Annotated in this window: 22 protein-coding genes, 1 pseudogene and 1 riboswitch; of the genes and pseudogenes, 11 read left to right on the forward strand and 12 right to left on the reverse strand. The window is 40.8% G+C overall.

Annotation, left to right across the window (positions count from 1 at the left end):
- The first annotated feature begins 69 nt into the window (after nucleotides 1-69).
- Nucleotides 70-1,719, forward strand: coding sequence for a patatin-like phospholipase family protein (locus MKY77_RS01655; RefSeq protein ID WP_339148491.1), 1,650 nt, complete (start codon nucleotides 70-72; stop codon nucleotides 1,717-1,719).
- A 342-nt stretch (nucleotides 1,720-2,061) separates the two neighbouring features.
- Here MKY77_RS01655 and MKY77_RS01660 read toward each other — a convergent pair whose 3' ends face one another.
- Genes MKY77_RS01660 through MKY77_RS01670 form a run of 3 tightly spaced genes read right to left on the reverse strand, consistent with a single transcriptional unit; the run spans nucleotide 2,062 to nucleotide 5,943 of the window.
- Nucleotides 2,062-3,216, reverse strand: a complete 1,155-nt coding sequence (locus tag MKY77_RS01660) for a Ger(x)C family spore germination protein (RefSeq protein WP_339148492.1) — start codon at nucleotides 3,214-3,216, stop codon at nucleotides 2,062-2,064.
- Nucleotides 3,213-4,304, reverse strand: a complete 1,092-nt coding sequence (locus tag MKY77_RS01665) for a spore germination protein (protein WP_342515627.1) — start codon at nucleotides 4,302-4,304, stop codon at nucleotides 3,213-3,215. Before MKY77_RS01665 ends, MKY77_RS01660 begins: the two co-directional genes overlap by 4 nt.
- Nucleotides 4,305-4,329: 25 nt before the next feature.
- Nucleotides 4,330-5,943, reverse strand: a complete 1,614-nt coding sequence (locus tag MKY77_RS01670) for a spore germination protein (RefSeq protein ID WP_339148494.1) — start codon at nucleotides 5,941-5,943, stop codon at nucleotides 4,330-4,332.
- Between the two features lie 195 nt (nucleotides 5,944-6,138).
- Nucleotides 6,139-6,234: riboswitch (purine riboswitch) on the forward strand.
- Between the two features lie 58 nt (nucleotides 6,235-6,292).
- On the opposite strand from MKY77_RS01670, the gene add reads away from it, so the two are divergent.
- Nucleotides 6,293-7,294 (forward strand): adenosine deaminase, encoded by a 1,002-nt coding sequence (add, locus tag MKY77_RS01675; RefSeq protein WP_339148495.1) that lies wholly within the window; start codon nucleotides 6,293-6,295, stop codon nucleotides 7,292-7,294.
- Nucleotides 7,295-7,437: 143 nt separating this feature from the next.
- Here add and brnQ read toward each other — a convergent pair whose 3' ends face one another.
- The gene (gene brnQ / locus MKY77_RS01680) at nucleotides 7,438-8,790 is read right to left on the reverse strand and encodes a branched-chain amino acid transport system II carrier protein (protein WP_339148496.1); all 1,353 of its coding nucleotides are present in this window, start codon (nucleotides 8,788-8,790) and stop codon (nucleotides 7,438-7,440) included.
- Between the two features lie 225 nt (nucleotides 8,791-9,015).
- Between brnQ and MKY77_RS01685 the strand changes: the two genes are divergently transcribed.
- Nucleotides 9,016-9,687 carry a GntR family transcriptional regulator gene (locus MKY77_RS01685; RefSeq protein ID WP_339148497.1) on the forward strand — a complete coding sequence of 224 codons (672 nt, stop codon included), beginning with the start codon at nucleotides 9,016-9,018 and terminating at the stop codon, nucleotides 9,685-9,687.
- A gap of 293 nt (nucleotides 9,688-9,980) precedes the next feature.
- Here MKY77_RS01685 and MKY77_RS01690 read toward each other — a convergent pair.
- Nucleotides 9,981-10,190 (reverse strand): annotated as a pseudogene (locus MKY77_RS01690) (putative glycolipid-binding domain-containing protein); the annotation flags it as partial.
- Nucleotides 10,191-10,555: 365 nt separating this feature from the next.
- Nucleotides 10,556-11,158 (reverse strand): methyltransferase domain-containing protein, encoded by a 603-nt coding sequence (locus MKY77_RS01695; protein WP_339148498.1) that lies wholly within the window; start codon nucleotides 11,156-11,158, stop codon nucleotides 10,556-10,558.
- 484 nt (nucleotides 11,159-11,642) lie between these two features.
- On the opposite strand from MKY77_RS01695, the gene MKY77_RS01700 reads away from it, so the two are divergent.
- The 7 genes from MKY77_RS01700 (at nucleotide 11,643) to MKY77_RS01730 (ending at nucleotide 17,370) form a co-directional block, all read left to right on the forward strand.
- On the forward strand, nucleotides 11,643-12,278 hold the full coding sequence (locus tag MKY77_RS01700; RefSeq protein WP_339148499.1) for a hypothetical protein: 636 nt from the start codon (nucleotides 11,643-11,645) through the stop codon (nucleotides 12,276-12,278).
- A 347-nt stretch (nucleotides 12,279-12,625) separates the two neighbouring features.
- The gene (locus MKY77_RS01705; protein ID WP_339149930.1) at nucleotides 12,626-13,570 is read left to right on the forward strand and encodes an ABC transporter ATP-binding protein; all 945 of its coding nucleotides are present in this window, start codon (nucleotides 12,626-12,628) and stop codon (nucleotides 13,568-13,570) included.
- Between the two features lie 2 nt (nucleotides 13,571-13,572).
- A complete protein-coding gene (locus MKY77_RS01710) occupies nucleotides 13,573-14,307 on the forward strand; it encodes an ABC transporter permease (protein ID WP_339148500.1) in 735 nt (244 codons plus the stop codon).
- The gene (locus MKY77_RS01715; RefSeq protein WP_339148501.1) at nucleotides 14,304-14,990 is read left to right on the forward strand and encodes an ABC transporter permease; all 687 of its coding nucleotides are present in this window, start codon (nucleotides 14,304-14,306) and stop codon (nucleotides 14,988-14,990) included. The genes MKY77_RS01710 and MKY77_RS01715 overlap by 4 nt, the downstream gene beginning before the upstream one ends.
- 82 nt (nucleotides 14,991-15,072) lie before the next feature.
- Nucleotides 15,073-16,212 carry a sensor histidine kinase gene (locus MKY77_RS01720; protein ID WP_339148502.1) on the forward strand — a complete coding sequence of 380 codons (1,140 nt, stop codon included), beginning with the start codon at nucleotides 15,073-15,075 and terminating at the stop codon, nucleotides 16,210-16,212.
- Entirely contained in the window at nucleotides 16,190-16,798 is a 609-nt protein-coding gene (locus MKY77_RS01725) for a response regulator transcription factor (protein WP_339148503.1), read from the forward strand. Before MKY77_RS01720 ends, MKY77_RS01725 begins: the two co-directional genes overlap by 23 nt.
- A gap of 113 nt (nucleotides 16,799-16,911) precedes the next feature.
- Nucleotides 16,912-17,370 carry a GNAT family N-acetyltransferase gene (locus MKY77_RS01730; protein ID WP_339148505.1) on the forward strand — a complete coding sequence of 153 codons (459 nt, stop codon included), beginning with the start codon at nucleotides 16,912-16,914 and terminating at the stop codon, nucleotides 17,368-17,370.
- 46 nt (nucleotides 17,371-17,416) lie between these two features.
- Here MKY77_RS01730 and katG read toward each other — a convergent pair whose 3' ends face one another.
- Nucleotides 17,417-19,600, reverse strand: a complete 2,184-nt coding sequence (katG, locus tag MKY77_RS01735; protein ID WP_339148507.1) for a catalase/peroxidase HPI — start codon at nucleotides 19,598-19,600, stop codon at nucleotides 17,417-17,419.
- Nucleotides 19,601-20,015: 415 nt separating this feature from the next.
- Nucleotides 20,016-21,062: an NAD(P)/FAD-dependent oxidoreductase gene (locus tag MKY77_RS01740; RefSeq protein WP_339148509.1), complete on the reverse strand. Its 1,047-nt coding sequence runs from the start codon at nucleotides 21,060-21,062 to the stop codon at nucleotides 20,016-20,018.
- A gap of 364 nt (nucleotides 21,063-21,426) precedes the next feature.
- Between MKY77_RS01740 and MKY77_RS01745 the strand changes: the two genes are divergently transcribed.
- Nucleotides 21,427-21,624, forward strand: coding sequence for a hypothetical protein (locus MKY77_RS01745; protein ID WP_339148511.1), 198 nt, complete (start codon nucleotides 21,427-21,429; stop codon nucleotides 21,622-21,624).
- A 67-nt stretch (nucleotides 21,625-21,691) separates the two neighbouring features.
- On the opposite strand, the gene MKY77_RS01750 is transcribed toward MKY77_RS01745, so the two are convergent.
- The 4 genes from MKY77_RS01750 to MKY77_RS01765 all read right to left on the reverse strand — a co-directional run bounded on the left by MKY77_RS01750 (nucleotide 21,692) and on the right by MKY77_RS01765 (nucleotide 26,340).
- A complete protein-coding gene (locus tag MKY77_RS01750; RefSeq protein ID WP_339148513.1) occupies nucleotides 21,692-23,401 on the reverse strand; it encodes a glutamine--tRNA ligase/YqeY domain fusion protein in 1,710 nt (569 codons plus the stop codon).
- 561 nt (nucleotides 23,402-23,962) lie between these two features.
- A complete protein-coding gene (locus tag MKY77_RS01755) occupies nucleotides 23,963-24,103 on the reverse strand; it encodes a hypothetical protein (protein ID WP_339148515.1) in 141 nt (46 codons plus the stop codon).
- A 108-nt stretch (nucleotides 24,104-24,211) separates the two neighbouring features.
- Nucleotides 24,212-25,870: a b(o/a)3-type cytochrome-c oxidase subunit 1 gene (locus tag MKY77_RS01760; RefSeq protein WP_339148517.1), complete on the reverse strand. Its 1,659-nt coding sequence runs from the start codon at nucleotides 25,868-25,870 to the stop codon at nucleotides 24,212-24,214.
- Nucleotides 25,867-26,340: a cytochrome c oxidase subunit II gene (locus tag MKY77_RS01765; protein ID WP_339148519.1), complete on the reverse strand. Its 474-nt coding sequence runs from the start codon at nucleotides 26,338-26,340 to the stop codon at nucleotides 25,867-25,869. Before MKY77_RS01765 ends, MKY77_RS01760 begins: the two co-directional genes overlap by 4 nt.
- Between the last annotated feature and the right edge of the window lie 4 nt (nucleotides 26,341-26,344).

Raw genomic sequence — 26,344 nt, forward strand, 5'->3', positions numbered from 1 at the left:
TAATCTAAAAGAATCTCATAAAGTATTATATAAATAAAGGTGAAAAAATATAATTAAGAGGTGTCGGATTTGGGAGATAAACAAAATATTGGTTTAGCCCTTTCTGGAGGTGGATTCAGAGCAGCCTTTTTTCATATAGGAGTACTTGCTAGTTTAGCAGATGTAGGTGTTCTTAAAAATGTTAAAGTTCTTTCTACAGTTTCAGGAGGTACAATTATTGGTGTTTTATATTATTTAAAGTTAAAAAGTAAAATAAAAGACCTTGAAACTAAATCAACTGGGGATGAGATTAATCAGTTTTATAGAGATATTATTGAGGAAGTAAAAGGAGAATTTTATGAATTTGTGAAACTAAATATAAGAACAATGTCTTTTTTAAATCCATTAAAAAACTCTAAGATTTTTCTTTCAGAACTATTGAAAGTTGATGATTATACTCGATCGAAACATATTGGAGAATTAATAGAAAAGCATCTTTATAAAAAATATAGAGTAGATGCGAAGAAACCGTTACTAATGAGTGACTTGCACTCTGTGGAAAATGGTCTCCCTAAGCTAATAATTAATACAACCAATTACAACTCTGGCGGTAGTTGGTTATTTGAAACAGATAAAATGCGTCAGTTACAGAGTAATGCCAGATCAACTAAGAACATCTCTTTCTCTACAATTAATTATAAAAAGGGAGAGAAAGAGGTGTGTTTAAGCGATGCTGTAGCTGCGTCTGCCTGTGTTCCAGGGTTATTTAGACCTATTAAGTTAAGAGGTATGTTTAATAGTGGTTTGAATCTAAATTTAATTGATGGTGGAATTTTTGATAATCAAGGAATTGAATCTTTATTACCGGAAAATTGTACTCATTTTATCGTTAGCGATGGTTCAAAACAACTAAATAACCAGTATAGAGTAAAAAGTACACTTGAAATTTTCGGAAGAACTAATGATATGCTTATGAGCAGAGTTCGTGAACAGCAAATAAATAATTTATTGGATAGGTTTGGGCAGGAAAAGGTTGCATTTATACACTTACTATATGGAACAAATGGAGTAAAGTGGACCGAAGACGAAGGTAGTATGTTTTTGGAACAAAAGACCGATAACATCGAAAAAGAAGTTATACCAAATAATCATTTAAACTTATTGTCAAAGATTAGGACGGATTTAGACTCTTTCACAGAAATAGAAGCATATTCATTAATGTATTCGGGATTTAAGATTTCAAATACTGAAATTGAGGATAGGTTCGGTCTGGAGAGTACAAATAATATAAATTTTGCGAAAAATGCAGAGGGTTTTTTTGGAAAAAGTGTTGTGGATGAGAAATTCAAAGATCATATAGAAATTAGTCAAAAGCGCTTTTTAAAATGGTATTACCATATTTTGCTAAAAATTAAAAAGTATCCAAAAGTTAATAAAAAAGAATCAACCTTAGATAGGTTTAGAAACCGGATTTTTAATTTTATTTGTAAACCAAAAAACTTAATAATTCCTAGTTTAATCACTCTGTATTTGATTTTTGGTTTAGACACATTTATATCTTTGTTTGGTCTTCATACCAGTCCATCAATACATATTTCATTTGTCAAACTGTTATGGTTACTTGCTGTAACTATAATATTTTTACCGGTTGTTTTAATAGTTATCTCAACTTTAGTATTTATATCATTAAATACATTAGATAAACTATTTTTACATTTAGGAAAAATCAAGAATAATTGATGGTAAAACACTTTCGTATTATGGTACAGCACTTGCTTATTCTGGTACATAATTAATGTTTTTAGATATTTTTTATTATTGCAATAGTTACTCTACATACGATAAAGGGAATCAGGGAATAGTTACTTCAAAACTAAAGTTACCAACATTAATGGAAGAGCATTATATTATCGGGAAAATGATTACCAACATTAATGTAACTTAACTTTTATATAAAAACCCGTTAATCGTTGATATTAACGGATTTTTTAGTTACCAACATTAATGTCGGTGAACAACTACTTTAAGTTTAAACGTAAGAAGCACCTTTACTGTAACTAGTAAGGTGCTTTTTATATCTTCTTAGTTCTGTATCCCCAATCCAAAGTCAGTGATTGTGACCTGTACTTCATAATCGATAGGGGCCTGACTGAAAATAGAATCCCAGTCGTTTTGGTGCTCTTTCCAAAACTTAGGGTATTTAATTCTTACATAATCATGGAAGCCAATGACATCTACTTGTAAATCTTTTTGAATTCTATCCAAGCTGGCCTGAATCTCTTTTTTTACTTCTTCTGCTATTTGCTCCTCTATTTTTTTTCTGGTTTTTTCCTTTGCAAAGTCTTCAGTATGGGTTGCTACCTCAATGATTAGTCCTTCTGATTTAACTTTTACCTGAAAAGAAAGCTTGTCGTCCTTTAAAGTGGGAGTAATCTTACTTGTTAATATTTCTTGTTCGTAAACTATTGGTTTATCACTACTTTCTTCTATCACTTTTATAATAGCTCCATTAGTTTGTGCAGTAATCCAGTTTACCCCCTTTATTTCTTCTTCCTTTAAGAAACCAATAAGTTTCAACGTACTTCCTTTTATTACAGCAGCACCGGACAGTTTAAGTTCACCATTCATTTGTACGACATTTTGCAGGATGAAACTGGATTGTGCTTCCATCAAAGCGTTTATTTTCGCAAGGGACTTCCGTTCAAGTAGCTTGTTCGATTTCTCGAGGTTTTCAGATATATCATATATATGCATAGATGGGATATCGTCTGTCTCCATATAACCCAGTATATCTTTTGCCAGCCCGTCTGTAATCATGACAAGCATACTCATTCGGGCCTCAGGTTCACGGATGAAAAAATCAAGAATTTCTTTTATACTTCGATTTTCTGCTACCTCTCTACTTATGATTATTAACCTTTGGTGTTGACCGTTCACTGTGTTTTTTCTTGATAGTATAATATCTCTAGCTGTTTCTAAAATGGAGGCTCCGGTCTGTTCCACGTTTGTGTAGGGTTTTTCTTCTTGATTTGTATCTTGACTTTGATTGCTTTTTACTTTTGCCATTTGATAGGTAACGGTAAGAAGGGAATCAGTCTCTTCTTGAGCTGTATCCACTCCAACCCCAATCAAGAGATCCAATTTTTCAATATCCCTGGAACTCCAGCAGCCGGTAAGCAGGGGAATTAATATAACCAGTTGGAAAGAGCGTTTTAAGAAAATGAATAAATTCTTCAACTGTGCTTCCTCCTTAAAAAAGAGAGACCTAATAGAATAATGGGGGTTATCCCAAATAAAACAATGGCTGCATTTCCCAGCATGTCACCAAGCGAAAAAGCTTGCTGCAGATTTTGAGGTAACATGGAAATAAAGAAAGCAACGGGGAGGAGAATATACATAAATGTTTTCATTTTCATATTAAATAACTGAGATAGTCCCAAAGATGCTGCATATAACGTGATTGATATTGTCGCGAAAATTTGTAATATCCAAATCGTTAAAAAGAGGGAGTCATATCTTTCAAAGAATATTCCCGGAAATTCAAAAGAGCGGATCAGTGTTATCGTAGGCCATGTTAAATTGCTTACTCCATCAAGCGATAAGGCTCCAATCACTATCACGATAGTAATAAGATAGAAAATAGTCGGCATTAATACACCTACAAATACAACCTTCTTTCCTTTCTTGGGATCAGTTAAAAAGGCAGAGAGAATAATAAGTATTTCAATGCCGATATAAGATAAAGATGTCGTTTTAATTCCTTTTAAGACAGGGCCGATACCGCCGCCAAGAACTGGTCTTAAGTTTTTTAATTCAAATAAACCTAAGCTCATTAATGCTAATAATATAAAAATAAAAACGGTAAGAGGAAAAATGACCTGAAACATCCGTGCAATTGAATTAAGGCCATCTACATTCAAATAAAGGGTAAGCCATAAAAAGATGATGATTAAGATTTGGATAGGAGTGCCTTCCAGTAAATATGTTTCTGTAACCTCAGCTAAAATCCTCACTTCAAAACTTGTTAAGGTAATAAAATATGTGACCATCGATAGGCAAATTATGGTACTTAAAATCCTTCCTACAATTTTGGAGCTGTATTGATAGAAAGTTTTCTTAGGATATCTATTATTAAGCATTAAAATAATGAAGCCTACTGCCAAAGGAAAGAGGCTGCTAATTAGGATGGTAATCCATAAATCAGGAGTTCCAACTTCATCAGCAAGTGCTCTAGGTAAGGTAAGTATCCCTACACCTAGAATATAGTTGATGATGATGATGATCGCTTGTGCAGGCGAAATTAGATTTTCCTGTTGTGGGTTCATATTCAATAAATCCTTCCCTAAAAAATTACCCTTTCCGGATAGTGTCAGTTGGCTTTAAAATCTTTGGTCTTTTTTTCATCGCTGATATAGGAAATCTTATTAAAAAGTCTTTCCAATCATTAGTCTGATAAGGTACTGCTGGGCTAAGGTAAGGAACTCCAAAGCTTTTTAAGCGAACAAGGTGTATGCTGAAAAATATGAAAAAGACTATAACACCATACAATCCTAAAGTTGCAGCAAGGATCATGGCAATAAATCTCAATATTCTTAACGAAATGCTTATATTATATTGTGGAAGCGAGAAGGAAGAAATCGCTGTAAGAGCTACGACAATAACAGTTACTGGGCTTACTATACCAGCTTGAACGGCAGCATCTCCGATTACCAATCCACCAACGATTCCAATCGTTTGACCGATTGGTTTCGGTAGCCTTAAACCTGCTTCTCTCAGTATCTCAATAGATACCTCCATTAAAAGAGCTTCGATAAGAATTGGAAAGGGAACCCCTTCCCTGGAACTGATAATGGAAATGGCAAGTTTTGTAGGTATTAACCCTTGATGAAACGATACGAAAGAGATATATAATGCAGGTGTGAAAACTGCAATAAAAGCAGCTACATACCTTAGGAATCTGACTAAACTGCCGGCAATCCAACGCTCATAGTAATCTTCCGGTGATTGCAAAAACATATTTATAGTAGCAGGTACAATTAATGCGAAAGGCGTCCCATCTAATATGATCGCAACTCTTCCTTCAGTGAGAGCAGCTACAACCCGATCAGGCCGTTCTGTACTCTGAACCTGTGGAAACAGAGAGAAATTATTCTCTTCAATTAATTCCTCCACATATCCCGATTCAGGTAAATTATCAATATCGATAGACTCAATTTTTTGTTTCACATTTTCAATGATTTCAGGGTTTGCTATACCTTCTACGTATGTAATGACTAACTCTTTGTTAAATCGTTTGCCTAATTGAAAGGTGATAAACCTTAGTTCAGTATTAACTCCCGCTTTCCGAAGAAGGGTTATATTATCAATCAAGTTTTCATTAAAGCCTATTCGCGGTCCTCTAACCTGCAACTCAGATACAGGTTCTTCCAAGTTACGACCAATAGCATTGCTTGTTTTTAATACAAACGCATAATCGATATCCTGTAAAAATAATACTGTTTGCCCTCTAAGAACACTTGTATTGATAACGTCAATCCGGTTTTCTTCGGAAATCTCACTGATTGGTAAAAGATTTCTTATTTGAATAGGTGGAGGATCAACATGATGCGGAAGATTTACTAACAATGGTTCCAATATATTACTATTAATAATAGTTGTATCTACAAGACCCTTTGCAAAAATGATGGCAGCTCTAGTCTGTTCTTTCCCAAAGGTGAATTCTCTTGTAATTATGTCCTTGTTTGTCCCGAAATTCTTGTTTATTTCATCAACATTGGCAGATAAGTCATTCGAAAGGAAAGCAGGAATTTCCTTATCCTGTTGGTCATTGCTTGGTTTTTCCTTATCGCCTTGAAAATAACCGCTAATCTTAGACATGGCCAAAGGAACCAAAAGAGTAATGATGGTATACACATAGATATTTGCTTCTGGAAGAAAGTTTTTTATAAATTCAATAATATGCACTGAGGGACCTCCTAAAGCTAAAAGAGAGGGTACTTCAATTAACTTTTCATGGATATATTATCACTCATGACCTAAAAACTATGCGTTCCCTTATATAATTATCTAACTTAAAAGGAGTAGCGATTGTCCCTGAGAAAGTTGAATGTAAAACTAGCTCCTTGACAATAGAGATTAATTTTATTATTTTTATATAGAACTTAATAAAATACTCAAATTCGTATAACTCAATATGGTTTGGAGGTTTCTACCAGGTACCAATAATTCCTGATTACGAAGAAAATACAAGAATTTTCACTTGTGCTTTCTTCGTAATCAGGATTTTTTTTGTTGAAAAATAGGAGGGGTCACAATGAATTTTACTAAAATGCCTAAAATTGAACTTCACTGCCATTTGGATGGGAGTGTTAGACCGGAGACCATCATGGACATCGCAAAGAAAGACGACATCCGTATACCTTCCTTCGATAAGGAAGTATTGAAAGAAGAACTAATTGCCCCACTAAACTGCGAATCCTTAGATGAATATCTTAAAAAATTTTCTATTCCTAATTTAGTAATGCAGTCAAAAGAAAATTTGAAAAGAATTTCTTATGAGCTTTTTGAAGATGCAGCAAAGGAAAATGTAAAATATATGGAGGTTCGATTTGCACCCTTGCTTCATACGAAAATGGGATTATCTATAGAAGAAATTATCCTTAGTGTGATAGAGGGAATGAAAGAGGCAGAAGAGAAGTTTGATATTCATGGAAATATCATATTGTCATGTATGAGAACGATGGCGGTGGAAAGTGCCTTTGAGGTCGTTGAGAAGGGGAAAGAATTCTTAGGGAAAGGGGTTGTCGCAATTGATTTGTGTGCTTCTGAGGAGGAAGGTTTTTGCAGGGAATTTATTGAACCAATCACATTGGCTAGAGATTATGGCTATAGAGTAACGATTCACGCAGGTGAAACTGGAATCGGAAAAAATGTGCTTGAGGCAGTAAAATTATTAGGGGCTGAAAGAATCGGACACGGTGTGTTCATTCATGATTGTGAAGAAGCTTATGATATTGTAAAGCAAAAACAGGTTGTACTTGAAATGTGTCCAACAAGTAATGTCCAAACCAAAGCAGTAAACCAAATCAGTGATCATCCAATCTGCGATTTCCACAGGGATGGAATAAAAGTAACCGTTAATACAGACAACAGAACGGTTTCGAACACAACAATGGCAGAGGAATGTGATATAGTCTGGAATGAATTTGCTATGAGGGATGTAGAGTATAAACAGATTTACATGAATAGCGTGCAAGCCTCTTTTGCAAATGCAAAGGTAAAGGAACATCTGAAGAAATATTTACAGTACATTTAAACATAATCGTCTTTTGAATCCCAGTAAATGGTTGAAATTCAGAAAGAATTGGTATAAAGGTAGCTTTAAAATAAAACACCGTTTCAGTAAAGAAACGGTGTTTTATGTGTTATGTCGCTCTCACAATTTTATTATGGGAGTCATTAACTAGCCTTTCTTTCAAGCTGTACACGTTGCGGCTTTTCTTTTTTAACCTGCGCCCAAACATACCCTAACAAACCACCGATAATCGCTGGGAGAATCCACCCCAATCCTACTTCATATAAAGGAAGAACCGCGGTAAATAGGTTTTCAATAGCCGCAATGCTCATTCCTGCAGCCTTTAACGCATCAGATATTGCGACAACGGAAGTAAAAATCATGCTTCCTTGATACACTTCTTTTTTTCCTTTAAAGAATGAATGTAAAAAGGTTAAGGCCATCAGACAGACAACAAATGGATAAATGGCGACCAACACAGGTACAGAGACCGCAATCAATTGAGTTAAGCCCACATTTGCAAAAATAGCACTTATCGTGGATAACATAATAACAAAGGTCTTATAAGGAATGTTTGGTAACAGTTTATTGAAATACGAAGAACAAGAAATTATAAGACCGATACTTGTTGTGAGACAAGCGGCAATAACGATTAGGCTTAGTAAAAGTCCACCATAAGCTCCAAAAAAGTGGGTGGCTGCACCTGATAACACGGCGCCTCCATTTTCTAATTGTCCTAGTGTTTCCACACTTGAAGCCCCAATATAAGATAGGGAAGTATAAATGATGGCAAGAAGTCCTGCAGCAATACTGCCTGCTTTTGTTACAGCAATCATAATTTCCTTTTTAGATGTCGCACCTTTTGCTTTCACGGCGTTGATGACAACGATCCCGAATACAAAGGCAGCAAGGGCATCCATTGTCAGGTATCCCTCTTGAAATCCAGTGAAAAAGGAGCCATCTACATAACTTTCCGTAGGTGCTTGGAAACTGCCAATTGGGAAGATAAATGCCGTTGCAATTAAGATTCCTATGAAAATTAATAATAGTGGGGTTAAAACTTTCCCTACAATATCGACTATTTTAGTAGACTTCAAAGAAAAGAATACGGTAACGCCAAAAAATAGAATGGTGAAGATCAATAATCCAAAGCTACTGCTCTCTTCTGACAAGAAAGGCCTAATTCCCATTTCAAAGGACGCAGTTCCTGTTCTTGGGATGGCAAATAGAGGTCCGATGGCTAGATACAAAATAACGGTAAATGCAAGTCCGAAAGCGGGGTGTACCCTGCTTGCCAAGGACTGAAGATCACTTTTGCCCGAATAGCCTAACGCTAATACTCCAAGTAGTGGTAAGCCAACCCCCGTTACGATAAAGCCCGCATTAGCAGACCATATATTCGTACCTGCAGATTGTCCGAGCATGGCTGGAAAAATTAAATTCCCCGCACCAAAGAATAAAGCAAAAAGCATAAAACCAATGGCTAGTACAAATGAAAAAGGCATGTTGGTTTTCATCTCAAATCCTCCTGGTAGTCTAGTTGTTTTAAGTAAATATATAGAAAGTTAGTTCGATTAGGTAATATATTGCATAACACAAGATATCACATGCAGAATATTTATGCAATATATTACGTAGATTTGTTTTATGCAATATATTGTATTTAAAAGCAGAATGCTATACACTTTTAACATATATTACTTGAAGTCGTATTTGATTTTTTATAAAGGTGGTTGTTCATTATGCCCATACCTTCTAACTATTCATCTCCCAATCGTGTGTCTGCAAAAAAGCGCGCTTTTTCTCAAATTCAAGAGTGGATCATCGATGGAACGCTTCAACCGAAAGAAAAGCTAAATGATGCGGAACTTGCACAAGCTTTAGGTGTGAGTAGAACACCTATACGGGAAGCGCTGCAATTACTGAATGTTCAAGGTTTAGTGGAAATGTTTCCAGGGGTAGGCACGCAAGTAACCTCTGTAAATAAAGAAGACATAACCAAAATTCTACCTCCATTAGGGGCATTAGAGGCCTTAGCAGCTGAACTTGCAACACCCTTAATTACCCAAGACACGATAAATGCATTGCGTGAGATAAATAATAAATTCGCTCATGCCATCAAAAAAGGTGATTTTTATTCCGCTTTAAAGCAGGATGAACAGTTTCATAATATTATTGTAGAGAATGCACAAAACCCGTACCTTGCCAATTCAGTATCCAATCTACAGGCACATGTTCTGCGTCTCTATTTTCACCAATCCATTATTCTTACAGATACTTCTATAGAAGAGCACGAGTCCATATTAAAAGCATTCGAGAATCGCGATAAAGAAATGGCTGCTAAAATAGCACGCACAAACTGGCTGCGTGCTATTGATGAGTTTTATGCGGAGCAAGAAGGCAGCGGGGAATAGATAAGATAAAGTACAAACGCATCTCTTTTAGTGGAGGCGTTTTTATTTAAAGTGAACCCGGATCGGGACTTGTGGTGAGGAAAATGAAAAGAGTATCTTCGCTTAAATGGTGGGGGATGGGGGAACATATGTAACATATGCAAAGGGACGAATCAACCAAAAGAGTTATATAGAGGGATAGACGCACGTGGATAAGCGGATACAGGAATTGATAGATTTAACAAAAGGGAAATTCAGGTTACAAGATTACTATTTAGTGTGACATGGTGATGCCTGAAGCTCTCAATTACTCTCTAAGCGCAATCCCTATCCACCCCGTTCCCCAGCCTATTAAACACCCCAGTATAATCAACAACCAATCCGTCTGCATCAACCGCAATGGTAGCTTTATAGTCGTAACAGCGGTAAAGGAAATACCACAATCCGTCTTCCTCACGAAAGTATTGATAGGATTGGGGTACTTTTTTGAATTCTAGAGTGGGGACATCTATGTAGACCATGTAGAAGTTTTCTTTCCGATTACTATCCTATTCCATTCGATTGATCGGCAGGAGTTGGAGAATGGGTAGTAGAAATGTCGATGTCTATGAAGCATTGTAGATTATCCGATGCCTCTCCGTCTTGATTGAATCAGTTTCCTTTGCCATCTGTATGTAATTTTAAATCGTACTGTTATCAACAATCAGCTTAACTTTTCTTGTAATCCAAATGGTGTCTAAGTCTACTTGGTATTGAACTTGGGTGGGAGAGTACATAGATCACTGTGCTTTGGACCACTTCACTATCCACCTCTTCCTCTAATTTGGGATATTCACAACCGTATTGCTATTCGTTATTCCAGACTACCTTTTTCTCCAACGGAAATCCCTCATTTCTTTTTAACACTGGTAGATATAAACATGGAAGCATCTTGTTTCATGAATATCCCTTTTCCATGATAAAAAGTCTTCATAGTAATGGATGTAAATCCGGTTTCTGATAGCAATTGCTTTAGCTCCTCTTGAGAGAATCCGTTGTGGACGGATGGATGCTGTACGCGTTCGTTTTTGTCAAAGTCGACTAGGATGAGTTTTTCACCGGGATGTAAGGAGTTGTAAAGTTCTTTTAATAATTGTTTTGTGTCTGGGATATGAAGTAGCACCAAGGAAAGTAATAGGATGTCCGCTTTGAGATCTGAACTTTCCTTGGTGAAATCGGAATAACGCACACGGGCATTGGTGATGCCTTTATTTTTTATTTTAGCCGCTGCTACCTCGAGCATTTGCTTAGACGAATCTACGAGCAGAACGGATTCTACGGAATCGGCTAGCGCTAAACTAACGAGGCCGGTTCCACTGCCATAGTCGATTAGAGATTTAGATTGGCTGTCTCGTAGTTCCGTTTTTACTTCCTTTGATATGATGTTTGCCAACTTGATTCTTTCTTCTGTATCATACTTTTTTGCCATTTGTTCGAAAACATTTTGTTCCATGTGTCACTCTCCGTATAAATGATTTTTTAGCATAAAAGACCTTAAGCAATTAATCCCTGTTTATCATAATACCTGCGCAATGACCGCTAACATAGGGAGCTCAATCAATGGACCGATGATAAGGGCCAGGGCAGGATGAATGAATCCGCATGTGCTACTATGCAAGGGTTTTGACTTAATGATAAACCCAGCCCGATTGCAATTAAGATGAGGATGAATTGAAATTTTCCGAATGATGCTAATATGTAATGCTCCTTAAGGTTTACCTAATTAATAGGTTAAGTGTACCTAATACATACCAAAAATGCACCTTTGGGAAAACCATTAAATTATGCCTTGATAATTCCAAAATTTTGATAATATACTAGGGGGATTGCTTTTTAATTAAGGTTGTAATGGTATATTCAAAAGGGCTTAAAGATATAGAACCATTAATATTAAACATCATTATCGGAGTACCTTCAAAACAGAAAAGGAGCAAAGTATGGATATTTTTGTAGATTATAGTTGGGAACTATTCATTGTCGCAGAAGTACTGTCATTCTTGGCGTTATTAGGATTCGGTTTATTTAGGTATTTCTTTAACAGGCCAGGGTTCAGCATGGTATTTATTGTAGCCTTTCTGATGCTGCTTGTGTTGGAATCTGCCCTGGGGCTCTATGTGTATCAACAAACGGGAGAGATTTCAACGTTCATCATCGTGATCACAGTATTTGTCATTTACGCATGTACATTCGGTATATTTGATTTCCTTCGATTAGACCGATGGATGCGGCTTAAGATCGGAAAGCTTCGAGGCGTGGAGCTGCTTACAGAGAAAGACTACGAAATCATGGAGCGGACCAGAAACCCCAAATACAAAGCGAAGAAATACCGCATATCCTCTTTTATTCATCTGGCTATCTTTCTTACTGCCCAAATCATCTTCTGGACGATGGGTACTGACAGTGTGTCGGAAATGATCAGCTATCTCAGAGACTTTTCCTGGCTGGAAAATGAAACGGCAGAAGGTACACCGTATCCCAATGACACCCTTTATGGAATCGGCGTCATCTGGGGGATCGTCTTTATCGTAGACTTCCTTTACTCATGGTCATATACGGTGTTTCCGAGTAAATAAGAGATGAACAACACCCCATTGGTACATTCTAATGGGGTGTTAGTCATTCCATCCTTTTACCGACTACCCATTTACATACAATCATTACATTTGTAACTACTCCCATTAATGTGAACCAAATAAGATAATAATAGGCTCTTTTCTAAAAGATTGTTGCTATTCACGGGTGAAAAGTACAATTGGACTTTTCATTGCTTTCATAGTCTTGAATTTGCAAGCAGTATTCTTAGCACAATAGGGAAAAGAGCATGACAGTAAGTAATATAACAGGTTGATTGGAAGTTACGAAAGCAACAAAATATACGAAAACAGCCTAATAATAAGAACGGAATCAAGGAGGGCATATGATGACGGTTGTGCGAATGAAAAATATAGTGAAAAGATACGGATCACAGTTAGTATTGGATAACATAGACCTGAATTTAGCTGAAGGAGAAATTGTTGGTTTACTGGGACCGAATGGGGCGGGGAAAACGACATTGATTCACGTCTTGTCAGGGATCATCGGGTTTGACTCAGGTAATGTCCATGTGTTCGGAAAGGAACAATCATCAAACCTATTGGATATTAAACGGGAAATTGGGCTTGTGACGCAAGAAATTTCTTTGATAACAGATTTAAGTGCAAGGGAAAACCTGGAGTTTTTCGGAGGTATTTATGGTCTCAAGGGCAAAGAATTAAAAGAAAGAGTAGATGAAACGTTGGAGTTTGTTGGTTTAAAAGAACATGCCAGAAAGCTGCCTGTCAAATTTTCTGGCGGGATGCAAAGGAGGCTTAACATTGCCTGTGCACTTGTTCATAGACCTAAGTTTCTAATTATGGATGAACCGACGGTGGGAATCGATCCCCAATCCAGAAACCACATTTTAGAGACAATCCGAAAGCTGAATGGGCAGGGAACAACGATTTTATACTCCACTCATTACATGGAAGAGGTCCAAAACCTAGCATCGCGTGTTGTTATCATGGATCAAGGGCATGTCATTGCAGTAGGCACCATCAAAGAACTAGTGAAAAGAATTCAACACGAAGAAAAAATAAAAATGGTAGTAGCAAACCCAACGGACCTTCTTTTAGAAAGACTCCATAAGCTTGACGGGATAAAAAAAGTGACACGAAACCACAAGGAAATAACAGTAATTTCACAAGTTGGAGCGGGAAATCTCGATCGTGCACTTTCCATTGCAAAAGACTTTGGGGGAATCCTATCCGTCACTGCAGAAGAACCGACCTTGGAGGATGTGTTTTTAACCCTGACCGGTAAAAGCCTTCGTGATGGAGGGGAGGAATAACCATGATAGTAAGATCTAGTTATTTTATCCTTCGCAGGATGCTCAGAAACTATATAGGTATGGTGATCTTACTGGTTACCCCGATTGCCTTAATAACTGTTTTGGGAATGATAGCGGATGATGCGGTGAATGAATCTCTTGGCATTCCTATTCAGGATGAAATTGCGGTTACTATGGTTTTCGCCTTTCTTATGTTTGGTGGCTTTTACACAATGGAGTATATTAGAGGCGACCTGATGACTTCCATGAAATGGAGAATGTACTCCTTGCCATACCAAGCTCATAAGCATGCATATTCTATTTTGATTTCAAGTTCACTCTTTAATGTGCTTCAGAGCTTTATCATTGTAGTTTACACATTTTTTGTCTACGACGTCCATTGGGGGAATTTGGCGTTCGTGTTGTTAACTCTTTTGACAGTATCCATTCTTATCCAATTTTTGTTCACCAACTTGGTTTTAGGGGTGAATAATTATAAAACTGCTGAGCGGCTTGGGACAGGATTTGGACTGGTATGCTTAATGCTGGCAGAAGTTTGGTTCCCTCTGCCGGAAGGTCGCCTGTTTCACCTGCTGTCAACCTACAGCAACCCCTTTTCCCTTGGCAAAAACATGATTTTTGCTAACATGACAGGGGAAAATATAGATAAAGCATTGATCAGCTTTCTTATTCTGATTACTTCATCTATCCTATTGGCTATTTCAGCCGCGTATTTTGGAAGGCGGAAGCTTCTATGACGGTTTTCACTTTTGTATTCAAGCGTTTTTTTCGAAAGAAATCCAATATAATCTTCCTATTGGCTCTGCCGACGGGGGCCGCATTTCTTCCATCTGGAGAATGGCCGAATATCCCAATAGGCTTCCAATATTACAGTATTGTCCTGTTATTTTTGGCCGCTAGACTTGGGGGTATCATTTTGGAGGATAGGGAAGATAAGACGTTATTGAGAATAAGTGTAGCTCCTATCACCCATTTTCAGTACTTGTGGCAAAACTTGTTGGCCTATTCGTTAATTTTGTTTTTTGTCAATGTGGTTTTTGTCATTCTTGGAGTCCTTGTTCATGGAAATGATCTGCCCGAGCCGATTTTACTTTTTATCATTTATACGGTTTTTTCCATGACCGCTTTAGGTTTCTCCTTAGCATGGTATTCCTTGTTTCGTAATAAGGAGGTAGCCTTTAGTATATTAGGAGGCTTCATCATTCTCATGGCAATGCTTGGTGGAGTGATGTGGCCTGTGGAAATAATGCCTGAATATTTTCAGAGAGCGGTGATGTTGCTGCCAACCTATTGGGTAGCGGAAGGGACCATTCTTGTTTCCTACGGGACGCCTGTAGAAGAACTGGGTGTACCGATTGTCGTCATGTTCCTCTTTTGTATCGCCTTTCTATTATTAGGAAGCAGAAGAAGATTAAATTAGTTATGAGCTATAAGTAACATGAGAAGCGGACCTACTGGAATTTGCTATAATAAAAGTAGTATCAATGAGGGCGGGTATATGCATGATGACTAAATGGAATAGTTGGAATTCCGAATCGGCCACCAACCTTTGGCGTCTTTTAGGGTTACTTTTCCTTAGTCTGCTATGGCTGCAAAAAGCCGGCGACGAAGGAGGGGTAATCCTTCTGCTGTTTCTTATCGTAATGACATTAGCTCGATGGAGGTTCCGGCTACCAGGCTGGACGGTCCTTTTGGATCAGGTTGCATGTCTTATGGCCCTCATTTATTGGCCATTTGCCGCATTTGCATTGGCCCTGCCGATTTTTGAAAGTATGTATAGAAGGCAACCAGTGTACTTTCTCCCGACGCTGTTGGTGATTTTCGTCTATTTTGACTCATCCATTCTGGTTTATGCCGTCTTCCTCCAAGCTGCATTATCAGGCGCAATCCTTGGAGGGTGGGCGAAAGAAACGGAAAAGAATCAGAGGGACGCCGATCGTCAACGAAGGGGCCGTTACGAATTGGAAAATCTAAAAGAGGAACTCCTAATGGCAAATGCCCAAGGTGCACGCCTGGCTGAGCTTTCAGAAAGAAATCGAATTGCCCAACAGCTGCATGATGATGTAGGGCACGAACTAACCGCCTCCGTTCTTGCCATGCAAGCCTTTGAGCAACTTTGGAAGGAAGGTGACCCGGCAGCAAGTGAAATGTTCACACTAGCTCAACAGCGCCTCTCCAATTCTGCAGTCTATTTAAGGGAAACAGTCCATAATTTAAAGCCGGTAAAAGAACTGGGGTTGGAGGGAATACATGACATTTGTGACAAGTTCACACTATGTCCGGTGAACTTCCAAGTATTTGGCGATACCTCCAAGGTTCCTGCCAATCTCTGGACTATTCTCTTTCCCACTCTTAAGGAAGCCTTAACGAATATTATTCGGCATGCCAAACCGACCCAGGTGGAAATATCTTTGGACATCAGCCCTCACATTTTGAGGTTAGCTGTCCATAACGATGGTGTCGTGAAGGATAATAGTGTTCAAGGAGAAGGTGTGGGTCTAAGGAATCTTCGTCACAGAGCCAAGGCTGTGGGAGGCAGTATATCCACTGACACCACCAGGGGTTTCTTGTTAATCTGTGTCCTTCCAATTCAAAATGCAGAACAAAGGAGCACCATTTATGAAAATTCTGATTGTAGATGACGATGATCTTGTTTGCAAAAGCCTCAAAGTCCTCCTATCCCGCGAAAGGGACATGGAAGTAATCGGCACAGCCCATAATGGTGCCGAAGCCATAACATCCTGTCGTGGGGTAGTGCCACATGTCGTATTAATGGATATCCAAATGCCTATCATGGATGGAATTCAAGCTACACGGCAAATCAAGTCGGAATGGCCGCAGGTTCATATCATGATGTTAACGACCTTTAAGGATGAAAAGAACATCCGCCTTGCCATACTCGCCGGAGCGGAAGGCTATTTAATTAAATCTACAGAAGTTTCCAGTATGGCCCAGCAGTTGCGAGCACTCATGGCAGGCTCTACTGTATTAGATGCGGATGTGCTAAGGAAATTGACCCAGCCTGTTGAACAGGAGGGGGTGGAGGGGCTGACCCCTCGGGAAAAAGATATCGCAGGGTTAGTAGCTAATGGCCTTTCCAATCGGGAGATCGCCGAACAGCTTTATATTAGTGAAGGCACTGTTCGAAATACCCTATCTATCATATTAGAAAAGCTCCAGCTCCGTGACCGCACCCAGCTGGCCATCCATTACTTAAAAAAGAATTAAAAGTGACATGCAAAATACTTGAGTTTATTCTTTTTTGCTAAAAATGCAGGATATCGTTTCCTCTAAAACGAAATTTGGTATATAACAAAGCATAGAGAGAACGGAGTAGATCAATGGAAATTATCGAACTAAGAAAGAAGGATCCATTGCTTGATCAGGCAATTCAAGTATTTTGGCAGCAGTGGGGAAGTGAAGAGAACTTTAAGTTTTATGAAGATGCGATTCTCCATTCTGCAACAACCTCTTCTGATATACCAAGGTTTTATGTGGCAGTTGAAGGTGAAAAGATCATTGGTACTTACGCCATTTTAAGAAATGATTTGAATAGTCGTCAGGATCTGTGTCCATGGTTGGCTTGCCTTTATGTAACGGAGGAGCATAGAGGGAAGGGGATAGGTGAAAAGCTTTTGGATCACGGATTAAGGGGGGCGGCAGACAAAGGCTATGAGAATCTTTACTTAACGACAGATATAGAAAACTATTATGAGAAGTACGGCTGGAAAAATAGTGGTATCGTATATGGTCCTGGCGGTGGCTCGATTAAGCTTTATGAAAAAAAGACAGCTCAATAAAAGAAAAGCCAGATGAAGGGTCTAATCTCCATCCGGCTTTTTTGTATTATTTTTTCACTTTCACATCATAACGATCTGCATCCATCACTTTCACCCAAGCCGCCACAAAGTCTTTGACAAACTTTTCTTGGCTGTCGTCTTGTGCGTACACTTCGACGAGGGCACGGAGGACGGAGTGGGAACCGAAGACAAGGTCTACTCTTGTAGCAGTACGGACGAGTTCACCTGTTTGGCGATCGCGTGCTTCGTAGTAGCCTTCTCCTTCTACTGGCTTCCATTCTACACCCATATCAAGCAGGGTCACAAAGAAGTCGTTGGTGAGCGTGCCTACCCGTTCAGTAAAGACGCCATGCTCGGTATCGCCGTGGTTGGCACCAAGGACACGCAAGCCTCCAAGAAGCACGGTCAATTCCTTCGCAGAAAGGTCCATTAGCTGAGCTTTGTCCACCATGAACTCTTCCGGTTTCAAGGAGTATTCTTTCTTATGGTAGTTGCGGAATGCATCAGATACAGGCTCAAGCACTTCGAAGTTTTCTTCGTCTGTTTGGTCCTGTGTGGCATCTCCGCGTCCTTGTGTAAATGGAACTTTCACATCAAAGCCGGCATCCTTGGCAGCTTTTTCAACGGCTGCACTTCCACCAAGTACGATTAGATCTGCAATGCTGACGTTCTTGTCCAGACTGCTCTGCAGGTCTTCTAAGGCACTAATAGCCTTTGCAAGCTGCTCTGGCTCGTTCGCTTCCCAATCCTTTTGAGGGGAGAGGCGAACGCGGGCACCATTTGCCCCACCACGCTTGTCCGAATGACGGTATGTGCTGGCAGAAGCCCAAGCAGTTTTCACAAGCTCACTTACAGAGAGACCGCAATTTAAAAGCTTAGCTTTGAGATCCTCAATTTCTGCATCTGTTAATGTGTAGTCCACTTTTGGAACCGGATCCTGCCAAATGAATTCCTCTTCTGGCACTTCAGGTCCTAAATATCTGTCGCGAGGTCCCATATCACGGTGGAGCAGCTTGAACCATGCGCGTGCAAAAGCATCAGCGAACTCATCCGGATTCTGATGGAAGCGGCGGGAGATCTTTTCGTATTCTGGGTCCATGCGCATTGCCATGTCGGCAGTGGTCATCATGGTTTTCACTTTTTTGGATGGATCGTGAGCGTCTGGAGCTAAATGGTCTTCATCCGGATCGATTGGTGCCCATTGGTAGGCGCCAGCCGGACTCTTCGTCAGCTCCCACTCATACCCAAACAGCAAATCAAAATAGCTCATATCCCATTGAGTTGGTGTCGGTGTCCATGCACCTTCAATTCCACTCGTGATCGTGAAAGCGCCGTGGCCGGTTTCATGGCTGCTCTTCCAACCAAATCCTTGATGTTCAAGGCCTGCTCCTTCCGGCTCTTCTGTCACATGAGATGGATCACCAGCTCCGTGGGCTTTCCCGAAGGTATGTCCGCCAGCAGTCAATGCCACGGTTTCCTCATCGTTCATTCCCATCCTTTTGAAGGTGTCCCGAATATCAAAGGCACTTTTCTTCGGATCTGGTTCGCCGTTTGGTCCTTCTGGATTCACATAAATCAAGCCCATTTGGACGGCAGCAAGAGGGTTCTCAAGGTCACGCTCACCGGAATAACGGTTGTCTCCAAGCCATTCCTTCTCAGGACCCCAGTTAACATCTTCCTCAGGATTCCAAATATCTTCACGGCCTCCCCCAAATCCAATGGTTTTCCCACCCATGGATTCGATTGCGACATTTCCTGCAAAAACGAGCAAATCTGCCCAAGAGAGCTTGTTACCATATTTCTTTTTAATCGGCCAAAGCAGTCGGCGGGCCTTGTCCAAGTTTCCGTTATCCGGCCAGCTGTTTAATGGTGCAAAACGCTGAGATCCGCTTCCGCCGCCTCCGCGTCCATCTGCTTGACGATATGTACCTGCAGCGTGCCAGGACATCCGGATGAAGAACGGCCCATAATGCCCATAGTCCGCCGGCCACCAGTCTTGGCTGTCTGTCATAAGATTGTGTAAGTCCTCTTTTAGACCTGCATAATCGATCTTTTGAAATTCCTCTGCGTAGTTAAAATCTTCCCCTAGTGGGTTTGTCTTCGTGTCATGCTGGTGAAGCACATGCAGATCTAGCTGATTCGGCCACCAGTCTTTGTTCTTTGTTACTACCACCGGCTTATCGGAACTTTCCCCCGTAAACGGGCACTTTCCAACGTTCTCATTGTCCATACATCTTTTCCCCTTTCTGTTTTAGAAGAGTAAGTAGCACACTAACTAGCCTTACAACGTACGAAACCACAAAATGAGACAACATCAATTCTTACATTGTAATTATAATAAATAATCGGCCAAATAAAAAGAAATATGCAGAATATTTTTAATAATATCCTAAGATTTCAAAATTATGGTTGTAGCGCTAATAATTAAAGTGCCTTTTTAGTGGGATTTAATACCCGTGGAAACAGAAAAAAAACCAATCGCTACTAGATTAGGATTGGCTTTACTATATAGGACGAAATTAAAATGAGCTATAAGTGAGAAGGTGGATACTCAAAAGAGGCTGTCTAAAGTCAATAATGGGCGAAAAGCCTGACAGCCTCAATTTTTGTTTTACATGCATATACCGTAAAGAAGGGTATGTACATTACCGAATCATTTGCTTGATCAATTCTTTATTTCTAGCTTTAAATACTTCGTTATGGGAGGAAACCATTGCCACTTTGCTTGCTTGTGGTTGAATATATTGTTTTGCTTTGTTGACTGCATTTGCTGCATCCTGGAAGGCACCTGCAATCAAATGCAATTTCCCATCATGATTTAATATATCGCCAGCAGCATAGAGTCCTGGTATGGAGGATTCACTATTAGAATTTCCCGCTATGTAATATGTGTCCACCATTTCAATAGGCAGTTCGCTGTTCTCGATTAAAGTTCCGTCCCGTTCATATCCATGGCTGATAATGACTTCATCAATAGCAAGGCTAGAGATATCCCCGGTTTCATGATTGGTAAGCTGGACTCGTTCGATTACTTCATGGTCTGTGCTCGCAATAAGCCTCGTGATGGAGGTGTGGAATAGACATTTTGCCGAGTTGTTCAGCAGCTGTGATACCTGTGCCTCGTGAGCGGATAGCGCATCTTTACGATAGGTAACATAGACTTGTTTAGCAATCGGCTCCAGTTCATTCGCCCAATCGATGGCTGAATTGCCTCCGCCGGATATGATGACAGTTTTGTCTTTAAAGCGTTGCAATGACTTAACAGTATAATTCAAATTTGTCACTTCAAATCTCTCTGCCCCTTCGATCGCCAGCTTTTGCGGATGAAGGATGCCTCCACCTACAGCAACGATAACCGTTTTGGAAACATGTCGTTCACCCTCTGAATCCAACAAAACAAAGAAGCCTTCTTCATTTCGGGTTATTGATTCTACTTTTCTATTTAAAACAACTTCAGGGTTGAAGGTTAAGCCTTGCTCCACAAGCTGTTCAATCAGTTTTGCTCCAGGCAGAGGAGTCTGTCCGCCAACATCCCAAATCATCTTTTCCGGATACACATGAATCTTTCCGCCCAATTGAGGCTGATACTCGATCAGCTTTGTCTTCATTCCTCTAAGACCACTATAAAATGCAGAGTAAAGCCCTGCAGGACCGCCACCAATAATCGTTACATCAAACACATCCAGGTTCACATTCCGTCACTCCCTATAGGAATTAGATAAAATTGATTATCATTCTCATTTAAGTATATAACTATTTTACTAGTTTATGCAATATGGGGACGGGTCTGATGTGTACTTATTAGCCTTTTTCATTTTTAGGAGCCGGGGACGGGTTGATATTTGGTAAATGTCACAATAACCCGATGAAAAGTTACAATGACCTTCCTAAAAGTTACAATCCACAGCAAAATAGTTACAATAACCCCTCGAAAAGTTACAATCAACCAAAATGTCGCGGCAATCAGCAGAAAAAATAAGCTAGTATAGTTGAAAAAACACCATTTATAAGCTACCGTTCAAAGTAGAGAGTATTTCCAGAATGGAGAGAGAGTATATGATGTTAGCATTAGGTGTTTTAGGAGTGCTAGTTTTAGTTGGTGGGCTGTTCGCTACGCTTCAGGTAGCGGGAAAAGGAGATCAGGACTATCACAAGGAAACCAAGGGAAATGTGACACGTCTCACGTATATTTATATCGCGTTGTTTGTTGTCATTATTATCGGTTTTATTGTTTATTTGAGATGGTTTGTGTAGCATGCTTGCAAAGTCAAAAGACCCCCGGGAGGCTATCTCCACGGGGGTCTTTTGACTTTTCTTTTTTCTATAACTTAAACGAACTCTTCAACGACACAATCTCATTAAACACAAGCTTATCTGAAGTGGTATATTTCGGATCCACATTAAAGTAGCCGTGGCGGAAAAATTGGAATTTCTCCTGTGGCGCCACACCTTTCATGTTTTCCTCCACAAATCCATTCAACACTTTCATGGAGTTCGGGTTCACGTGGTCAAGGAAAGATTTTTCCACTTCCACCGAATCCTCTTCCGTGCCAGCAACATTTGCCACTTCAGCTTCCACTTCCGCCTCAGGCTCCTCATCCAACAGCAACGGTTCAAACAAACGGAACTCAGCAGGAACCGCTTGGGACGCTTCGACCCAGTGCAAGGTGCCTTTCACTTTACGGCCTGTAAAGCCTGTTCCACTCTTTGTTACCGGATCATACGTACAGTGGATTTCCACCACATTTCCGTCTTCGTCCTTTACAAAGTCCTCACACTTAATGAAGTAAGCGTGCTTCAGGCGAACCTCATTGCCAGGGAAGAGGCGGAAGTATTTCTTTGGCGGATCCTCCATGAAATCCTCTTGCTCGATATAGATCTCACGGGAGAATGGAATTTGTCTAGTTCCCATTTCCGGATTTTCCGGATTGATTTCCGCATCCAGCATCTCCACTTGTCCTTCTGGATAGTTAGTGATGACGACTTTCAATGGACGTACAACACCCATCGTACGAGGGGACTTCAATTTTAGGTCTTCCCGTATAAAGTGGTCAAGCATTTGTGAGTCAACAAAACCGGACCCTTTGGAAACACCTGTTTCACGAACGAATGAGCGGATTGCCTCTGGCGTGTACCCTTTACGACGCAGTCCGGAAATCGTCGGCATACGCGGGTCATCCCAGCCGTCAACAATTCCTTCTTCCACCAGTTTGCGCAGCTTACGCTTACTCATTACTGCATTTGTGATGTTCAAACGGCCAAACTCAATTTGCTGTGGCGTTCCAGCCATTTCCGTTTCTTCTACTATCCAGTTGTATAACGGGCGTTGGTCTTCAAACTCCACCGTACAAATGGAGTGGGTTACATCTTCAATAGCATCCTCGATCGGGTGTGCAAAAGCATACATTGGGTAGATGCACCATTTGTCTCCTGTGTTGTGATGGGTTGCATGAGAAATGCGGTAGATGACCGGGTCGCGCAGGTTGATGTTCGGTGACTTCATGTCAATTTTTGCTCGAAGAACTTTCTCTCCGTTGCCGAATTCGCCTTTACGCATGCGCTCAAAAAGATCAAGGTTCTCTTCCATAGAGCGGTCGCGGTAGGGGCTGTCTTTTCCTGGTTCTTTCAACGTGCCGCGGTAAGCGCGGATTTCATCAGCAGAAAGGTCATCCACATACGCTTTGCCTTTTTTGATTAAAAGAACAGCGCGATTGTACATTTCTTCAAAGTAATCAGATGCAAAGAAAAGCCCGTCCCAATCATAGCCAAGCCATTTTACGTCTTCTTTAATGGAGTTAACATACTCAACGTCTTCTTTTAAAGGGTTGGTGTCATCAAAGCGCAGGTTCGTTTTTCCGTTGAACTCGTCTGCGAGGTCAAAGTTGATGACGATGGATTTTGCGTGACCGATATGTAGGTAACCGTTTGGCTCTGGAGGGAAGCGGGTGATGACATGGTTGCGTTTGCCGGATTCCAGGTCCTCTTTTATGATATTTCGAATAAAATTCGAGTTTGCTGGGTTATGTTCCAAGTTTTTCAACCTTCCTTATATAAGAATGCCGGGGGAGCGGGCTATTTCAGCTGTTTTCCCCACATTTATGATAGTCAATATTGTAACACAAGAAATGGCAAGCGCAAAAGCTTATAAAAGAGAAGAAAAGGCAAGTTGAAAGGATGAGGACCTCAGTTCAGAACTTTTCACATCAGAGAGGTCCTCATAGCTCGAAGTCAGTCGTCATAGAGACCGTATGGAACCACCAGAACCCGAAAAAAGGAAAAGTCAGTCGTCATAGAGGCCGTATGGAACCACCAGAACCCGAAAAAAGGAAAAGTCAGTCGTCATAGAGACCGTATGGAACCACCAGAGCCTGAAAAAAGGGAAAGTCAGTCGTCATAGAGGCCGTATGGAACCACCAGAACCCGAAAAAAGGAAAAGTCAGTCGTCATAGAGGCAGTATGGAACCACCAGAACCCGAAAAAAGGAAAAGTCAGTAGTCATAGAGACCGTATGGAACCACCAGAACCCGAAAAAAGGAAAAGTCAGTCGTCATAGAGACCGTATGGAACCACCAGAACCCGAAAAAAGGGAAAGTCAGTCGTCATAGAGACCGTATGGAACCACCAGAACCCGAAAAAAGGAAAAGTCAGTCGTCATAGAGACCGTATGGAACCACCAGAACTCTGAAGACCTCAGTTCCAATCGTTTCACATCAGATAGGTCTTCATCGCTCAAATGAAGAGCTCCCCACACGCATTTTCACATCAAAGGAGTCTTCATAGCGATTACCACCCAAAAAAAAGCAGCGGGAAACCTTCATCCCACTGCCCATTCCACCATCCATCACCAAGGCCTGAACGGCGGTGATCCCGGTGGTGCATTTTGTATCATATCCATCAACGGAATGGTGTAGGCGAACAAGATCAATGCCACAGCAATTCCGATCCAAAGTTTCCAGTTTTCAAGAATACGCGGTGTTTCGCGAGCATCTTCTGCCACCTCGCCGATCGGGAATTCCGTATGTGCTTTTGGCGCGAAGAAGGCGAGGTTGATGACGATATAGATCATCAGCATGGATGCAACAAACAGGATGACGCCGCCAAGTGCCATTGTCACTTGATTTGCTAACAGTCCTTCAAACCAAGCAGCAGCTGTCGCATGATCCTGGTAAGTAGTAAAAGCAGTTCGACGCGGTGCCCCGAGCAAGCCGAGTATGTGCATCGCACCAGACATGAAGAACATGCCGACTGTCCAGAGAATCGTCTGAGTCATCGCTAGCTTGTTCATGCGAGCTGTGAAGGCTCTGCCGCGCAATACTGGAATCAGCCAGTAAGCAATCCCGAAGAATGTCAGGATGACGGTGGATCCAACGGTAATGTGGAAATGTCCCACCACCCAAAGTGTGTTATGGACGACAGCATTCATCTGGTTACTGGCATTGATGATTCCGCCGGTTCCAGCTGGGATAAAGAATAGCATCCCCATAAATGGTGCGAAAAAGCGTGCGTCCTTCCAAGGCAGTTTGCGTACCCAGCCAAATGCCCCTGTTGCTCCTTTAGCCCGACCGGCCAATTCAAACGTTGCAAAAATGGAGAAGGCGGTTAACAGGGAAGGAACGATTACAGCAAAAGTTAAAACAACCTGCAGGTATTTCCAAAACTCAGAGATCCCAGCTTCCATCAGCTGATGGTGAAATCCTACGGGAATCGAGAACAACAGGAACAACACGAAAGCCAAGCGGGCAAGCGAATCGCTGAACAGCTTACCGCCGATGATTTTTGGGATACATACATACCAAGCGATGTATGCCGGCAAAAGCCAGAAGTACACCAACGGATGCCCGAAGTACCAGAAAAGCGTGCGACTCAATAGAATATTGATGTTATCAACCAGACCAAGGGACCAAGGTAAGAATTGAAGTAACACAGTTACGGCAACCCCGATGGAAGCGACATACCATAAAAGAATGGTTCCAACTGTCATAAAGCTGAACAGTGGTGTTATTTGTCCACGGTTCTGTTTTTTCCAGCGGATGTAATGGACCAATAAGCTGGCGCCACCTATCCAGGTCCCGACCACAAACAGAGTCAGCCCAACATAATAGAGGGGAGAGGCTTGCAATGGCGCGTAAAAAGTATATAAGACCGATGCGTCATTCGTTAAGATCATTGCAAAGCTCAACAGCGTACCAATCGTGAGTACCCAAAAGCCGATCCAACCCAATCTCCTTTCTAAAGGTGTCATCGTGCCAAGTGTCCTGCTCATCCCGGCATGCAAGAATCCGTAGATGAAATAAGTTGTCAGCACAAGTGCAAGCAGCACGCCATGTGCAGTCAGCAGCTGGTAATAGCTGATGCTGTAAGGAAGCTCGATAAGTCCCCCGCGGACAAGTCCCTGGACCACTCCAGCCATCGTTCCCAAAAATAATGCGGCAAAAGCAATATAGATATAGGCCATGCTTAATTTTGAATCATGAATGTCTACTTCCGCTGCCTGTCTCATTCTTCCGTCACCTCAATTTCCATTTGCATATGCTGATGTCCAATTCCGCAATATTCATTGCAAAGGACAAGGTACGATCCCGCTTCCTTGAATGTATGTTCCGATTGGTTGATGTGCCCCGGTGTGATCATCATATTGACGTTTGTCATAGGAATCGTAAAGCTGTGCACGACATCCTGACTTGTCACCTGGAACCTGACGGTGGAGCCTTTCGGAACGGTAATTTTATTCGGTTCATAGCCGAATGTCATGGCTATAATGGTAGCTTCATAGGTATTCTTGTCAATCTGTTTCAATCCCGGCTCATCAAACGGAGCGGAACCTTTTACATTCTGTGCATCCACGGTGGCCATATGACTAGGTGGATGGTGTCCGTGAGCAAAGGCGGTAAACCCGATAATGGATAAAAAGACAACCAAGGTCCCAACGCCGAAAATTAACCAATATTTTTCATAACGGTGTAAATGCATCTAT

Source organism: Sutcliffiella sp. FSL R7-0096 (assembly GCF_038595065.1).
GTDB lineage: Bacteria > Bacillota > Bacilli > Bacillales > Bacillaceae_I > Sutcliffiella_A.

Excerpts from the sequence above, each read along its gene's own strand:
- MKY77_RS01725 (WP_339148503.1), top strand. The coding sequence starts at position 16,190 with ATGAAAATTCTGATTGTAGATGACGATGATCTTGTTTGCAAAAGCCTC.
- MKY77_RS01695 (WP_339148498.1), bottom strand. The coding sequence starts at position 11,158 with ATGGAACAAAATGTTTTCGAACAAATGGCAAAAAAGTATGATACAGAA.
- MKY77_RS01685 (WP_339148497.1), top strand. The coding sequence starts at position 9,016 with ATGCCCATACCTTCTAACTATTCATCTCCCAATCGTGTGTCTGCAAAA.
- MKY77_RS01765 (WP_339148519.1), bottom strand. The coding sequence starts at position 26,340 with ATGCATTTACACCGTTATGAAAAATATTGGTTAATTTTCGGCGTTGGG.
- MKY77_RS01700 (WP_339148499.1), top strand. The coding sequence starts at position 11,643 with ATGGATATTTTTGTAGATTATAGTTGGGAACTATTCATTGTCGCAGAA.
- MKY77_RS01730 (WP_339148505.1), top strand. The coding sequence starts at position 16,912 with ATGGAAATTATCGAACTAAGAAAGAAGGATCCATTGCTTGATCAGGCA.
- MKY77_RS01720 (WP_339148502.1), top strand. The coding sequence starts at position 15,073 with ATGATGACTAAATGGAATAGTTGGAATTCCGAATCGGCCACCAACCTT.
- MKY77_RS01705 (WP_339149930.1), top strand. The coding sequence starts at position 12,626 with ATGACGGTTGTGCGAATGAAAAATATAGTGAAAAGATACGGATCACAG.
- MKY77_RS01760 (WP_339148517.1), bottom strand. The coding sequence starts at position 25,870 with ATGAGACAGGCAGCGGAAGTAGACATTCATGATTCAAAATTAAGCATG.
- MKY77_RS01715 (WP_339148501.1), top strand. The coding sequence starts at position 14,304 with ATGACGGTTTTCACTTTTGTATTCAAGCGTTTTTTTCGAAAGAAATCC.
- MKY77_RS01665 (WP_342515627.1), bottom strand. The coding sequence starts at position 4,304 with ATGAACCCACAACAGGAAAATCTAATTTCGCCTGCACAAGCGATCATC.
- MKY77_RS01710 (WP_339148500.1), top strand. The coding sequence starts at position 13,573 with ATGATAGTAAGATCTAGTTATTTTATCCTTCGCAGGATGCTCAGAAAC.
- MKY77_RS01745 (WP_339148511.1), top strand. The coding sequence starts at position 21,427 with ATGATGTTAGCATTAGGTGTTTTAGGAGTGCTAGTTTTAGTTGGTGGG.
- brnQ (WP_339148496.1), bottom strand. The coding sequence starts at position 8,790 with ATGAAAACCAACATGCCTTTTTCATTTGTACTAGCCATTGGTTTTATG.
- katG (WP_339148507.1), bottom strand. The coding sequence starts at position 19,600 with ATGGACAATGAGAACGTTGGAAAGTGCCCGTTTACGGGGGAAAGTTCC.
- add (WP_339148495.1), top strand. The coding sequence starts at position 6,293 with ATGAATTTTACTAAAATGCCTAAAATTGAACTTCACTGCCATTTGGAT.